Source organism: Paenibacillus sp. FSL M7-1414, assembly GCF_038003195.1.
Taxonomy (GTDB): Bacteria; Bacillota; Bacilli; order Paenibacillales; family Paenibacillaceae; genus Paenibacillus; species Paenibacillus amylolyticus.
In genome coordinates, this window is record NZ_JBBOOS010000001.1 from 2975180 (window position 1) to 2990585 (window position 15406).

12 protein-coding genes are annotated in these 15406 nt (G+C 45.8%); 11 read left to right on the top strand and 1 reads right to left on the bottom strand.

Annotated elements, in window-relative coordinates; translation table 11 throughout:
* Positions 1 to 35 precede the first annotated feature (35 nt).
* Positions 36 to 617 (top strand): TetR/AcrR family transcriptional regulator, encoded by a 582-nt coding sequence (locus tag MHH92_RS13090; RefSeq protein WP_340904118.1) that lies wholly within the window; start codon positions 36 to 38, stop codon positions 615 to 617.
* An 80-nt stretch (positions 618 to 697) separates the two neighbouring features.
* A complete protein-coding gene (locus MHH92_RS13095) occupies positions 698 to 1666 on the top strand; it encodes a D-2-hydroxyacid dehydrogenase family protein (protein ID WP_340904119.1) in 969 nt (322 codons plus the stop codon).
* 177 nt (positions 1667 to 1843) lie between these two features.
* On the opposite strand, the gene MHH92_RS13100 is transcribed toward MHH92_RS13095, so the two are convergent.
* Positions 1844 to 2881 carry a LacI family DNA-binding transcriptional regulator gene (locus MHH92_RS13100; RefSeq protein ID WP_036608611.1) on the bottom strand — a complete coding sequence of 346 codons (1038 nt, stop codon included), beginning with the start codon at positions 2879 to 2881 and terminating at the stop codon, positions 1844 to 1846.
* Positions 2882 to 3267: 386 nt separating this feature from the next.
* On the opposite strand from MHH92_RS13100, the gene MHH92_RS13105 reads away from it, so the two are divergent.
* The 9 genes from MHH92_RS13105 (at position 3268) to MHH92_RS13145 (ending at position 15352) form a co-directional block, all read left to right on the top strand.
* A complete protein-coding gene (locus tag MHH92_RS13105; protein WP_076249528.1) occupies positions 3268 to 4317 on the top strand; it encodes a 2,3-butanediol dehydrogenase in 1050 nt (349 codons plus the stop codon).
* A gap of 181 nt (positions 4318 to 4498) precedes the next feature.
* Complete coding sequence (locus MHH92_RS13110) at positions 4499 to 5812, top strand: hypothetical protein (RefSeq protein ID WP_076249527.1); 1314 nt, start codon at positions 4499 to 4501, stop codon at positions 5810 to 5812.
* A gap of 332 nt (positions 5813 to 6144) precedes the next feature.
* Positions 6145 to 7248 carry an NADH:flavin oxidoreductase gene (locus MHH92_RS13115; RefSeq protein ID WP_340904121.1) on the top strand — a complete coding sequence of 368 codons (1104 nt, stop codon included), beginning with the start codon at positions 6145 to 6147 and terminating at the stop codon, positions 7246 to 7248.
* A gap of 398 nt (positions 7249 to 7646) precedes the next feature.
* Positions 7647 to 8987 carry a beta-N-acetylhexosaminidase gene (gene nagZ / locus MHH92_RS13120; RefSeq protein WP_340904122.1) on the top strand — a complete coding sequence of 447 codons (1341 nt, stop codon included), beginning with the start codon at positions 7647 to 7649 and terminating at the stop codon, positions 8985 to 8987.
* A 41-nt stretch (positions 8988 to 9028) separates the two neighbouring features.
* Positions 9029 to 9733: a response regulator transcription factor gene (locus MHH92_RS13125; RefSeq protein WP_047842720.1), complete on the top strand. Its 705-nt coding sequence runs from the start codon at positions 9029 to 9031 to the stop codon at positions 9731 to 9733.
* Complete coding sequence (locus tag MHH92_RS13130) at positions 9730 to 10713, top strand: sensor histidine kinase (protein ID WP_340904125.1); 984 nt, start codon at positions 9730 to 9732, stop codon at positions 10711 to 10713. The genes MHH92_RS13125 and MHH92_RS13130 overlap by 4 nt, the downstream gene beginning before the upstream one ends.
* A 313-nt stretch (positions 10714 to 11026) precedes the next feature.
* Positions 11027 to 11797, top strand: coding sequence for an ABC transporter ATP-binding protein (locus MHH92_RS13135; RefSeq protein ID WP_340904126.1), 771 nt, complete (start codon positions 11027 to 11029; stop codon positions 11795 to 11797).
* Positions 11772 to 13730 carry an ABC transporter permease gene (locus MHH92_RS13140; RefSeq protein ID WP_340904128.1) on the top strand — a complete coding sequence of 653 codons (1959 nt, stop codon included), beginning with the start codon at positions 11772 to 11774 and terminating at the stop codon, positions 13728 to 13730. The genes MHH92_RS13135 and MHH92_RS13140 overlap by 26 nt, the downstream gene beginning before the upstream one ends.
* Before the next feature lie 173 nt (positions 13731 to 13903).
* The gene (locus MHH92_RS13145; RefSeq protein WP_340904130.1) at positions 13904 to 15352 is read left to right on the top strand and encodes a 4-hydroxyphenylacetate 3-hydroxylase family protein; all 1449 of its coding nucleotides are present in this window, start codon (positions 13904 to 13906) and stop codon (positions 15350 to 15352) included.
* Positions 15353 to 15406: the final 54 nt, after the last annotated feature.

Below are 15406 nucleotides of genomic sequence, written 5' to 3' on the forward strand. Positions count from 1 at the left end.
AAACATACTGATCGATACATAAAGAGGTGAATTGTATGGTTAGACAACGGGAATTTGATACGGATAAAGCACTCGATGCAGCGATGCATACGTTTTGGGACAAAGGGTTCGAAGCGGCATCTTTAAATGACTTGACGACCGCAATGGGCATACAACGTCCCAGTCTGTACGCGGCTTTTGGCGATAAAAAGGAATTATTCGAAACAGCACTTCGCAGGTATACCACTCAGCATGCGGCCCAAGTCAGAGCCAGACTTCAACAGGGCTCCTCCGTGCGGGAAGCCTTTCGTGGATTGTTTGAACATATTGGAGCAGAGGGGAGTGTGACCGAGCCTAGTCACGGCTGTTTTTGCATTAATACGATGGTTGAGCTGGCTCCACATGATCCCAAATTCGCTGTCCTTACACGGGAGCATCAGATGTACCTGGGTGTTCTTTTCAAAGAAACGATAGAACGAGGGCAACAGAGCGGGGAGTTGTCCGCTGACATGAACGCAAGTGCGGTCGCACAGTCTCTGGTTGTATCCATGATTGGACTGACTGTACTGATGAAATCAGGACCGGACCGCTTATTTGTAGAGCAGAGCATCCAGGTTACGTTGTCTTTGTTACAGTAATAGGGAATTATTCTGTTTAAAGTGATGCGGAGTTGCTACAATATATACAAGAATTGAGCAGATATAGGAGGAGATCAGAAATGAATACGAAGTTGCGCTGTGCCGTTTTGGATGATTATCAGAACGTTGCGCTGACGTCGGCGGATTGGGGTTCGTTGATGGATCAGGTGGAGATTCAGACATTCAACAACTATATGGGCTCGGAAGAAAAAGTCATTCAGGAATTGCAGGATTTTGATATTGTAGTCCTGATGCGGGAACGTACACCGTTTCCAGAGAAGGTCATTTCGCAGCTCCCTAAGCTAAAACTTCTGATTACAAGTGGTATGCGCAACGCGTCGATAGATCTCAAGGCTGCAGAGAAGAACGGGATTATTGTGTGTGGAACCGAGGGAAGCTCTAATCCGCCGACGGAGCTTACATGGGCACTGATTCTAGGGCTGTCCAGACAACTGGTTACGGAAAATAATGCACTTCGCTCCAATCGAAACTGGCAGAGCACTGTAGGGTTGGATTTGCATGGGAGAACACTTGGATTGCTCGGTTTGGGCAAGATAGGAACTCGCATGGCTGAGATCGCACAAGCATTTGGCATGAATGTGATGGCCTGGAGCGAGAATCTAACACGTGAGAAAACCGAAAAACATGGTGTGATCTGGTGCGAGACCAAGGAGCAATTGCTTGCACAGAGCGACATCGTATCCATTCATCTGGTATTGAGTGATCGTACGCGGAATCTGATCGGACAAGCCGAATTTCAACAAATGAAATCGAGTGCGCTATTAATAAATACGTCGCGAGCGGGCATTGTCGATCAGGAAGCTATGGTGGAGGCATTGCAGCGTGGTGTGATTGCTGGTGCAGGTCTGGATGTATATGAGCAGGAACCGCTACCAGTTAACCATGTGATGCGAACATTGCCCAACGTTCTGGCAACACCGCATCTGGGTTATGTGACTCGTGGCAATTATGATATCTATTATAATCATACCGTAGAGAATATAGCGATGTTCCTGAAGGGAACACCGATCAGGCAACTGCATTCTTAGAATGAATGTATGCGGAGTATGACTCTGCTATAGTTATACAGAATCAACGACAAATAAGGTGCTGCCAGGAAAGAGTTAGACCTGAGCAACACCTTTTTAGTATATCTGTGTAGCAGGACAAATAAAGGGATAGCCGTAAAATATATTCTATCCTAATGCCCATCCCTCTCACCAAACTTAACTGTGTGGTCCTCGCTGGGAGGAATGAATCATGGCGACGCTTGATTCACGAACGATTAAGCGTGGTTCAAATTGGATGTGTTCGTAATCGGTCGTGCTCATCTCCCGAATTCGTTTTAACAACAGCTCAGTAGCAAGTCTGGCGACTTCTTCGCCCATAATGGACACGGAACTAATCTGAGGAGACGTGACGGTTGTCCATTGATTGTTATCCACACCCACAACAGCCACATCTTCAGGTACACGAACCCCTAACTCCTTGAACCGATTAACCAATCCGATGGCAACCATATCATTAATGGCATAGACGGCATCTGGCATATGCGTAAGTCCGTAAAAATAATCTGCAGCATTGGCACCTGTATTCAATGAAAAGTCCTCACCAAAGTAGACGAGAGAAATGTCCACATGGCCTACGGCTTGCTCATACGCACGAAAGCGTTCTTCAATAATGTCCTTCGGTGCTCCCGCATATGCAATTCGAGTTCGACCGATCTTGAACAGATGTTCCATTACCAATTTTCCTTCAGGTTGAGAGAGAGAGACGATATCCGCTTTCATACCCGGTTCCAGTTTCTTGCCGTAATTAATCATGGAGATAGGGAGCGGCGCCTTATCAATCAGTCCGGGTAACGTTTTGGGGTACGCCAGAGGCATGAAGATTAGTCCGTCCACATGCAATTTTTTGACATTACGAATGGTTTCAAGCTCCGTTCTGGCATTGCCTGCCGTATTGATCTGAACGACATGGTACCCATGTTGCTTCGCCGTTTGCTCTACAGACCAGGAGATTTCCGGAATGATGGCGTTACGTATGTCGGGTACAACAAGCGCGATCTGGTGCGTTTGCCGGATTTTCAGACTCTGTGCCGAGGTGTTGGGTACAAACCCCAGTTCTTCAATGGCCTGCATCACCTTATCCCGTGTTTTACTGCTGATGCCTTCTGAATTGTTGATGGCCCGGGATACGGTAGCGATGCCCACGCCGGCACGCTCTGCAACGTCCTTGATCGTAAGTTTCTGTTCTTTCCTCAATGTACGGTTACCTCACTTTATCGGAAACGATTCCGAATTATTAGGGATATGTATGAACTTCACGATAGTTATATAACTTGATTATAACATTTGAACAATGAAGTATCCCGTGAATGGGCCAGATTTATGGCGAGGCCTGATTAAATTTTAATAGATCTACAATATTATTTGCCATAATATATATTAATAACAAGGATTACATCGTTTGTAATGCCGCTAAGATCACTTGAATTAAAGTATAAGCATTCTAAAGTGAACTCGATATGATCACGAAATAGACATATTAGTGGAGAAATATGTTTGACAGCGTATCTAAAATGTGACATATTTAATTTACGGAAACGTTTCCGATTATATCACAAATTATGATCTGGGAGATGAAATGAATGAAAGCATTACGTTGGCATGGAGTCAAAGATTTACGTCTCGAAAATATTAATGAACCTCACCCTGAAGAAGGAAAGGTCAAAATAAAAGTGGAATGGTGCGGTATCTGTGGCAGTGATTTACACGAGTACACAGCAGGTCCAATCTTCATTCCCGCTCAAGCACCGCATCCGCTAACAGGGGAACAAGCGCCTATAGTTATGGGGCATGAATTCTCAGGACAGGTGGTTGAAGTAGGGGAAGGTGTTACACGTTTCAAGGCGGGCGATCGTGTTGTGGTAGAACCCATCTATGCATGTGGACACTGCGAAGCTTGTAAACAGGGCAGATACAATCTGTGCGATCAGATGGGTTTCCTTGGACTCGCTGGAGGCGGAGGAGGATTCTCCGAGTATGTCACTGCTGCAGAAAACATGGTACATGCCATTCCGGATTCAATCTCGTATGAGCAAGGTGCGTTGGTTGAACCTTCAGCTGTAGCACTTCACGCTGTGCGCCAAAGCAAGCTGAAAGTGGGAGATACAGCAGCCGTGTTTGGTGCAGGCCCAATCGGACTACTGGTCATCGAAGCGCTTAAAGCTTCGGGAGCGTCGGATATTTATGTGGTGGAGTTATCGGATGAACGGAAAGCAAAAGCCGAAGAGCTCGGTGCCATTGTGATTGATCCAATGCAGTTTAATGTCGTGGAAGAAATCCACCAACGTACACAAGGTGGCGTTAACGTAGCCTATGAAGTAACCGGTGTTCCACGTGTTCTGCAACAAGCCATCGATTCGACACGTATTGGTGGAGAGTTGATGATCGTCAGTATTTTTGAACAGGAAGCGCCGATTCACCCGAACTCAATTGTCATGAAAGAACGTACGGTCAATGGCATTATTGGTTATCGTGATGTGTTCCCGGCGGTTATCAGTCTGATGGATAAAGGTTTCTTCCCGGCTGACAAGCTGGTGACCAAACGAATTTCGTTGGATGAAGTGGTAGAGCATGGATTTGAAGCACTGTTGAAAGAGAAAAATCAGGTTAAAATATTGGTAAAAGCTGAATAGAAATCACAGACATTAAGAAAAAGTAGACAGCACATCAACAGATGTGATTGTCTACTTTTTTTGTATAAATAGGGCGGAATTTGTTGCATGTACAGGTAGTTTTACATAGTATGAAAAGATACAAAATGTATCATCTTGGTGTGAAGGTAATGATGATGAAAAAATGAAGGAGGAAGCGGACATGCAGAGACATACAAAATGGACAGCCGTAATTTTGACCATTGTCGCAGGAATGAGCTGGATGCTTATGGGGAACTCCAAGCCGAAAAACACCACGTCAACAAGTCAACCCCCTGCGACGGAACGTGGCCTTGCTAAGGTGTCGAATGCACCGATCAGTTCAGCCGATGTAACATCGAAGATCGAACTGCTAGGCAGACCATTTACCAAAACACCATATGCTAATAACGTCTGGGACATGCAACTGTACAACGGCAAAATATATTTGGGCCACGGAAATAGCAGCAATCTGGGCGTAGCTCCAAATTCAGGCCCTATTCCAGTCATTTATTATGATACAGCGAATGCAAAATTTAAGACCCAGTCGGTGACGAACAGCAACCCGGGCATTTTGCCATCAACGAAGATGTATGTGGATGAGGAACAGATTGATATCTACAGAGTACTAAACGACAAGTTATATATTCCTGGCAATGATTCCGATAGTGAACAGTGGGAACTGGGTAACTTCTATCGTCTGGATGGCGAGGTGTGGACCAAATATCGCAATCTGCCGCTGGGTGTACACGTATACGATTTGGCATCTTATCAGGGCAAGATGTTTGCCGCGCTGGGTACGGAGTCCAAACCAACCATACTAATCTCTCATAATGAAGGTGAAACTTGGCAGAAATATGCGACGATTAATACGTTTGGTTTCCGGGCTTATACCATGTTCCATCTTAATGGCAAGTTATATGCATCTGGCATGATGTATCCTGCCAATAAAATATGGAATGACAAAACTAATATTTTGGAGATTAATGAAAATCTTGAGAAACGGGATGTTGTCATCTATGGTAACAAAATGCTGCCTGGACTAACCTATCAAACGGGCACGATTCCTTATAATAAAATAGGCAAAAATGTTAACTTCAATAACAAGTTGCTCTATATAGCGGGAGGCGTGTTCAATGATGGGCAGCTGCTGCCCAAATCTTTGAATGTCATGACCGACATCAATCAGGCAAGGCGAGTTAATCTCCCGGATGCCAAGGCGCTCCCAACCGATGTGCTGTTGCGTGATGGCAAGGTGTATGTGCTTACGTACACTCGCCAAAGTGCCAATCTGTATATCAATCGGGTCTACCAATCCACTGATCTGACCACATGGAATGAGATTTTACGTTTTAACCAGGACACCTATGCCAAGTCTTTCGAAGAGAACGAGGGTGACTTCTACTTTGGTCTGGGTACCGATCCGGATGTGTTATCAACTTCATCAGGGAAATTGCTTCGAGTGAACCGCAGTGATATCCCCGTGAATGCTAATTAAATTGGAAGGAAGATTATGGATTATATACTATGCTACATCCACATTATTGGTGACCGGGAAAATACTTTAAGATGTAGTAGAGTGCATGTCAGACTGCTTCGGTAGTGTGATCCAACAGAGGCTGCCGTAAGGTAGCTTTCTTTTTTTTCTGTAAGAGTAGTTTGAACGCCCAACTTCGAAAATTTGAAAATAAAATTAAGAAACTATAAAATGGATAGAGAAATAATCCTAAACCAGTCAACTGGAGTACACGTGTTACAATATATAAAAGCATGTCGCATTTCATGTGGATGCGGAGTTCCACACTTCCAATTGCAAAGGAGCAATGTACTATGAACGTACCTTCAGCATTATTCAAACCTTTCACCTCGGACAAGCTAACATTGTCTAATCGAATCGTTATGGCACCCATGACTCGCGGATTCTCACCAGAGGGTGTACCTGGACCAGAAGTTGCTGAATACTATCGTCGCAGAGCAGCAGGTGGAGTGGGGCTCATCATAACGGAAGGTACAGGCATTAATCATCCATCTTCGGTTAGTGGAGCGAGTATTCCATTATTCCATGGTGAGGATTCGTTGCAAGGATGGGCTAATGTAGTGAAAGCAGTACATGAAGCGGGTGGCAAAATCATGCCACAATTGTGGCATGTGGGTACAGCACGTCGTTCCGGTGACTTGCCTAACGCAGAAGCTGAGCCTGTAAGTCCGTCAGGGGTTAGCATGGCAGGTGAACCATCACGTGAACCATTAACGGAAGAGGAGATTCAAGGTCTTGTACAGGCATTTGCCCAAGCGGCAGCGGATGCACAGCGAATCGGGTTTGACGGCATTGAACTGCACGGAGCCCATGGATACCTGATTGACCAATTCTTCTGGGAGCAGACGAATCGACGGACCGACAATTATGGTGGTGATTTGGTACGTCGAACCCAATTTGCGGTTGAAGTGATTGAAGCTTGTCGTGCGGCGGTTGGTCCTGATTTCCCAATTGTGCTCCGGTTCTCCCAATGGAAGATGGGGAATTATGAGGCACGTCTGGTGGAGACGCCAGAACAATTGGAGCAATTCTTGGCCCCACTTAGTGCTGCTGGCGTGGATATATTCCATTGCTCTACACGCCGGTTCTGGTTACCGGAATTCGAAGGATCTGAGCTGAATCTTGCGGGTTGGACGCAAAAAATAACCGGTAAACCGGCTATTTCCGTTGGATCGGTAGGTCTTGAAGCTGAATTTGTAGACAGAGCAACCGAGAACCAGGGAACAGGGGATGCCCATTTGGATCAATTAAATGAGAAGTTGGAGAACAATGAATTTGACTTGATCGCCTTGGGTCGTGTTCTGCTTAGTGATCCCGAATGGCCTGCCAAAGTTCGTGAAGGTCGCATATCCGAAATCATTCCATTTACAACAGAAGTGTTGCAAACACTCTATTAATAGAAGCCTAATAACGTTTGGTGAAAGGTGAACTAACGCTGAACGGCAACGATTTATAACGAAAAGTAAAACAAAAACGAACAAATAGGCCGCCTTTTGGCGGCTTTTTGATCTTCCTATACTAATAATTTCAACATATGAAAAATTCACAATAGAAAATCATTTTCTGCACCGTTACTCCTTTTTACTCTCCACATACATCGCACACGCGCCTAGTCACAACACCATTAAGTTCCACATCTCAGGTTCCAGTGCAACCACTTTTTTTACCGCTTAAGTGTCTGAACAACGATTCAATCCTCAGAAGCGCTCATTTTGAAAATCCACCACCTTATGATAAGGTTAGGCCTGAACCCAAAGGTTGCCAAGATGACATTACATAAGGAGGATGAATATCCTTGCACAACTATAGGTACAACTCGAACAATACATGGAGAAAACCACTGCATATGATGTGTCTTCTGCTGGGGATCGTTCTGCTTTTATCGGCATGTGGCCAAGCACAGAAACCTTCCTCCGCGACGGACTCGAATACCGGATCGAACGCTGGCTCCAACTCAGGGCAATCTTCCTCATCGCCGGAGCAGAATACCGCGCCACCGCAGGAAGAAGTACCAGAGGAACCGCATGAAGAAGTCGATCTGGTGCAGGAGCAGCTTAGTTCATTAACGTTAGAAGAGAAGATTGGACAGATGATACTGGCCGGTGTTCAAGGGACAACGTTGGATGATCAAGCCAAACAGATGATTACCGATCAAAAGGTAGGGGGCATTATTTTCTATGCCAACAATGTATCAACACTCGAGGGAACAGCCAAGTTTGTACAATCCATCAAGGAAGCGAATCAGTCCAACCCGGTACCGATCTTCATGAGTGTGGATCAGGAGGGCGGCAAAGTGAGCCGTATGCCGGAGACGGTGGAATCCATTCCTTCCAGTAGAAAAGTAGGAGAGACGAAAGATAGCGCGCTTGCTGAAACGATGGGCGAATTACTGGCGAGACAAGTTCAGCTTGCGGATTTTAATGTGGACTTTGCTCCTGTGTTGGATGTGAATAGTAACCCGAAGAACCCGGTGATTGGAGATCGTTCATTCGGCAGCTCGGCAGAACTGGTGTCACATATGGGGATTGCAGAGATGAAGGGACTACGTAATGAAGGCATTATTCCGGTAGTGAAACATTTTCCGGGTCATGGTGATACGTCCGTGGACTCCCATCTCGATCTCCCTGTCGTGAATAAAACGGAAAAACAACTGGCCGAGCTTGAATGGATTCCGTTCCAGGCCGCAGTGAAGGAGCAGGTAGAGGCGGTCATGGTTGCACACATTTTGTTCCCGAAGCTGGACCCGGATCATCCGGCGTCCTTATCGGATGTCATTATAGGTGAACATTTGCGCGGGAAGTTCAATTATGATGGTGTCGTCATCACAGATGACCTGAGTATGGGTGCAATCGCGAAGAACTACAAGTTGGACCAGGCAGCCCTAGCAACGGTTAAAGCAGGAAGTGACATTCTGTTGGTAGCTCACAGTTATGAGAGTGCCAAGACGATTTTTGATACGCTAATAAGTGCAGTAAAGTCAGGCAAAATCACCGAGTCCCGAATTGATGAAAGTGTATATCGTATCCTGGCATTGAAGCAACAATACAAGTTATCCGATGATCAGAAAGCTTCCGGAGACCTGAAGCAATTGAATGCAGATATTGTGGATTGGCGTAACCAAATCGATGCTAGATAATAAATCCTGTGTTATGATTTTGCCAGAGGTGAGATCCAATAATGTATACCATTATGATAATAGAGGACGATCCCAAGATTGCGGGATTATTGAAATCACATATTGAACGCTACGGGGACCGGGCCGTACTGGTCGAGGATTTTGAGATGATTGTGCAACAGTTTGAGCAGGTACAGCCACATGTGGTACTTCTGGATATCAACTTGCCCAGTTACGATGGTTTCTATTGGTGCCGCCAGATTCGTACGCTGTCCACATGCCCCATTTTGTTTATCTCCGCACGGAGTGGGAAGATGGATCAGGTCATGGCACTGGAGAACGGGGCGGATGATTATATTACGAAGCCATTTGAGCATGAGATTGTTATAGCAAAAATTCGAAGTCAGCTGCGCCGGGTATATGGGGACTATGCTGCTCGTGATGAAGAACGCAAGGTGGAACTGGACGGTTTGGTCGTGTACTTGGAAAGACTGGAGATTCAGCTTGGTGATCGCAAAGTACAGCTGACGAAGAAGGAAACGATTCTGCTGGAAACGTTACTCCGCCGCAGTCCCAAGCTGGTGAGCAGAGAGACAATCTTGGAGAAGCTGTGGGATGACTCTTTTGTGGATGACAATACACTCAGCGTAAACGTTACTCGGGTGCGTAAACGATTAGCCGAACTTGGTATTACGGACGCACTGGAAACGGTCAGAGGTTCGGGTTACCGATTGAACAATACCTGGAAGGCCTCTTCACCATCATGAGATTGTTTATACGAGAACATCTCGCTTTAACGTGCTGGGTTGTTGCCATCTTGTTCACTGTTGTTGCAGTGTTCTGGTATGACGGTTACAACGATTGGGTCACGGCTACTTATGCCGTAGCGTTGGGATTATTTTTATACATCGGATATTTGGTGTATCGTTATTATTCACATCGCTCCTTTTATACCCGGATGTCACGGTCGATGGATTCGCTGAAGGAATTTGTACCATTGAACGAAACAAGTCCTGTATCACTGGCGCTGGAGAAGTTGTTGGATTCACAATACGGCCAGTATCATGCTCATCTTCATCGGCTGGAACAACGGCAGCAAGAATATCTGACATTCATGAACCAGTGGGTCCATCAGATGAAGACACCGTTATCCGTTATTGAGTTGACCGTGGAAGGTCAGGAAGATGATGATCCTCGGCTCGTAAGCATTCGGGAGGAAGCGGACCAGATGAGGCGAGGTTTGGAGACTGTGCTGTATGTGGCCAGGTTGGATACCTTCGAACAGGATTTCAGTGTGGAACCTGTGATACTGAGGACCGCTGGGGAAGAGGCGATCCATGAGCTGAAACGGTTCTTCATCCGCAATCACGTCTATCCAGAGATACATATAGATCCTGCGCTGGTTGTGCAATCCGATGCCAAGTGGATTCGGTTTGTCCTGGTACAGTTACTGTCGAACGCAATCAAATACTCCGCGGGCAGCGGGCAAAAGATCTATGTGCGTGCGTATGAAGCCGAACGCTCCATCATACTGGAAGTGCAGGATCAGGGCATCGGAATTCCGAAGTCTGATCTAAACCGGGTATTCCAGCCTTTCTTCACCGGGGAGAACGGGCGGCATTTCAAAGAGTCCACAGGCATGGGGCTGTATATTGCCAAAGAAGTGTTAACACGGATGAATCATAGGATTGATCTTGAATCTGTGTACGGCGAAGGAACGACTGTCCGAATTACATTCAACTCTTGAAGTGACAGGTTGAAGATAAGATTGGGACGTGAGTTCTGTATTTTTGTTGAAGAAGTGTGAGTGGAGTATATATTACAGTGTAAGTGTAAGTATAGACGTCTATTGCCTGATCGGGGCGAAGGCGTCTTTTTGATTTTTATGATGCAACCTTACAACATTGTCATGTTGATGAAAGGTTAAACCATAGGAGAATGGCCGAAACTTCGATAGACTATAGTCATAAGAGTACAGGAAAGGCCACGCACAATACGCATGCACACAGCATGAAAAGTAACTTGATTTTGAATTCATATATCACTAAGGAGTTGTAACCATGGAGATTTGTTCTGTGAAACAGATCAGTAAAATCTACAAAGGCATCGTATCTTATGAAGCGTTATCAGGTATTGACCTCAGTATTCAGGAAGGTGAGTTTGTTGGCATCATGGGACCATCGGGTAGTGGCAAAACAACGCTGCTGAACATGATCTCAACCATTGATCACCCAACATCAGGCGAACTGCGTATTGCAGGAAAGAATCCGTTTGAATTGAATCAGGACGAACTCGCGCTGTTCCGGCGCAAAGAGCTTGGATTTGTTTTTCAATCGTTCAATCTGTTAAATACCCTGACAGTCAAGGAAAACATTGTGCTGCCACTGACTCTTGACGGTGTTTCGCTAGCAGAGATGAACACACGTGTCGAACAGCTGGCAAGCAAGTTGGGGATCGAGGGTATTCTGAACAAACGGACATATGAGATATCAGGAGGACAGGCACAGCGTACGGCCATTGCCAGAGCGCTTATCCATTCCCCGAAGCTGATTCTGGCCGATGAGCCAACAGGCAACCTGGATTCGAAGGCGGCAAGAGATGTCATGGAGATTCTCGAAACGCGCAATCAGGAGGATCAGGCTACGATGCTGCTGGTCACTCATGATGCAGTAGCTGCAAGTTATTGCAGTCGGGTTGTCTTTATCAAGGATGGCAGACTGTATAATGAAATTCACTACGGCGATAATCGCGCAGCCTTTTACCAGAAGATTATTAATGTATTATCCCTAATGGGAGGTTCAGGACATGAATTTTCGCCAGTTCGCCATTAATAACGTTGTTCGTAACAAACGAATTTATCTGGCTCATTTTCTGAGCAGTACATTTTCCGTTATGATCTTTTTTACTTACGCATTGCTCCTGTTCCATCCTGATTTGAAAGCGGGCTTAAAGGGATCAAGTGGGACGGTTACTTTGCTTGCAAATCAGGGGTTTGTGATTGCAGAGATCATTATATTCATCTTTTCATTCCTGTTCCTGCTCTACTCCGTTGGTTCATTTCTGAAGACGCGCAAGAAGGAATTTGGTATTTTCCTGATCATAGGCATGACACGTAAGCAGATGAACAGACTTCTGTTTATGGAGAACATGTGTATCGGATTAGCTTCCATCATTACCGGGATTGGACTCGGAATTATTTTCGGCAAATTGATTCTGCTGATCTGTGGCTCCATGCTGGCTGTTGAGAACAGTCTTCGATTCTATTTTCCGCTAAAAAGCATTGCCCTGACGGCAGGTGCATTTCTGCTGCTGTTTGTTGTGATCGCGATGTCCTCATCCTTGCTCATTCGCAAAGGAACTCTCATTGACCTTGTGAAATCAGAGGAAAAACCGAAACCGGAACCCAAAGCCTCACGTCTACTCGCCTTGTTATCCGTATTGTTGATTGGTGGGGGTTATGCAGGAGTATTCACTTTTGTATGGATAAGCTTCTCCTTTCCGTTATTACTCGCAAGTGTCGTGGTTGTTATTGCAGGTACGTACTTTCTGTTCACGCAGCTCAGTGTATACATCATTCGGGCACTGAAAAGAAATCCAAGGTTGTTTTTCCGTAAAACCAATCTGCTCTTCCTATCTGAACTTACCTATCGAATGAAAGATAACGCCATCATGTTTTTCATGGTAAGTATCATCTCGGCTTCTTCATTTACGGGAATTGGCACCATGCTTGCTATTGCTGACCCGGGGTTGTCGTCCATGTCGAATCCGTACGCATTCAGTTATATGAATAACTGGTATACTCCAAACTCCGAGCGACATATTCGGCAGATTGAAGAAACGTTGATTGATAATCAAGTTCCCTACGTGAAGGGCAGTTATGCTCCTATAGGTGAAAATAATAATGGGAATATTATCAAACTGAGTGATTATAACCGTCTTGCGAAGGCACTGGGGTATGAAGAACGTACGTTGAAACAAATCGATGAGTCATTTATGACACCAAGCAATTTGGCGATGCGCAAGGAGTACCGTGAACAGGTTGAAAAAGGAGCCTCGGGAGGAAAGGTTAATCTGGAGGTTGATAATCAGCACATACCTGTCCAGCTATCGACACCTGGTACCGATATTGTGATTCCTTTTCAATATGAAATTTATCTCTACGTCGTAACCGACGAATTGTTTAATAAGATGAGACCTGCGTACAACGAGGAAGTTGGCATGCCTGAAGGTTTCTATTCGAGTCGAACGATACAATTTATCGTGAAAGATTGGATGGGTACACGCAGCTTTGCTCCTGAATTGATCAAATCCATTCAAGATGATCATTCCGAAAAAGGTTATTACGAGGTCAGCGCGCTTGTGGTGGATTGGCTTAATTCCAAGCAGACCAATGGCATCATTCTAATTTTGAGCGGCCTGATCGGCATTGTTTTCTTCACCTTTGCAGCAAGTTTCACGTATTTCAGACTTTACGCAGATTTAGAACGGGATGAAGCGCAGTATCGCATGATTGGCAAAATGGGACTGAGTCGTCCCGAACTCCGTAAGATCGTAACAAGGCAGCTATTGCTTATGTTCTTCCTGCCGATTCTGGTGGCGGTTATCCACAGTTCGGTTGCCTTTGTGGCGTTGCAGCAACTGGTTGATTTCTCGGTCTTTGGATACAGCCTGCGCATCTTCTTGGTGTTTGCTTCCATGCAGATCTTGTATTTTGCACTCGTGCGCTGGCGGTATCTGCGCCACATGTATTCCAAATTAGTCTAAAATAGCATGGCCCAACAGACACCGGACTCATCGCTCGGTGTCTGTTGACTTTTCTAGCTAAGGCACAGTACTATTTCATTAGATACAGAATGTATCATTACATAGTTTCTCAAGCAGTTAGAAGGATGGAGTTACAGAAATGTCAGGCCAGTGCCTGAGAGGGAGGACATATCATGAGTATCACGATGTCTCGTGGACAAGCTTACATTCAACGTTTGAATGATGAGCGGAATGTATGGCTGGACGGAGAGCGTATCCAGGTAACTGGGCATCAGGCCTTTCAGGGAACACTTCAAACCATAGAAGGATTGTTCAATCTGGTGGATGACCCGGAGACAAGGGAAACCGTGGCCTATTGGGACGAACAGACGGGAAGTTACGTGCATCGCTCTTTTCTTGTGCCTCGTTCAGTTCCTGACGTGAAGAGCAGGGCGGATGCTTTTCGGCTGTGGGCCGATCGGACGTATGGGGTGATGAGCCGATTGTCTGATTATGCCAGATCCCGGCTGACAGGTTGGTATGCAACCCGACATGAGATGACATCACATGACCCGGCATTTGCAGACAAAATATCGGATTATTTTGCACAAGCCAAACGAAACGATGCATTCCTGACAATTGTCCAGCGTGACCCGCAGATTAATCGTTCCTTGCCTGTTGGTGAAGATGAGGATGCCATGCTGCGAATTGTCAAAAGGAATACGGAGGGCGTGGTCATTCGCGGGGCCAAAATGGTGGCAACAGCAGCGCCTTATGCGGATGATATCATTGCTTATCCCGTTCAACGAATTCCAGGCCACCTGCCAGAGCTGGCCCATATGGTAATTGTAGCCGCGGACAGTCCGGGCTTGCACATGATGTGTCGTGAATCTTTTGCCACAAAAGATACAGATAAATCACATCCACTCAGTGCGCAGTATGATGAGATGGATGCCGTATTATTTTTTGACGATGTATTTGTGCCCTGGGAACGTGTATTACTGCACAATAACCCTGAAGCCGTATGGCAGATTCGCTGCAATACAGCTTCGGCCAGTCTGGCCTACCATCAGAGTGTCATTCGATTACACTCGAAACTGGAGTTTATTACAGCCGTGACCTCATCCATTGCCAAGGAGATTGGGGTGGACTCTTTCCTGAATGTGCAGGAACAACTTGGAGAGCTGATCAGTCAGATGCAGACTATAGAGGGACTGATTATTGCTGCTGAAGCACAGTCCAAACCAGACACATTTGGCAACTGGTTGCCGGAATTCAAATATATTGAAACCGCACGTAATCTGGGCAATCGCTATTACCCCCGCGCAGTGGAGATTTTGAAGACCATTGCTGCGGGTGGTCTGATTCAGATTCCTTCAGGTACGTTTGAGATGAATGAAAAGATGGGTTCCATGATAGGCAAATATCTTGGTGGAGTAACGATGCAAGCCCCGGAGAAGATTCGACTCTTTCAACTCGCATGGGAGCTGACCGGAAGTCCACTCGGAGCAAGGCATGATCTATATGAACGTTTCTACGCGGGTGATCCCGTGCGCAATCGGGCGAACCAATATGTGCAGTATGACAAGGAACGTTTATTGGGGAAAGTTGAGCCGTGGCTACGACGTTCGCTTAAGGACTGATCTGATGATCTAATACAAATGCTCCGAATGAAGATTGAAAAGCCTGAATGAAGA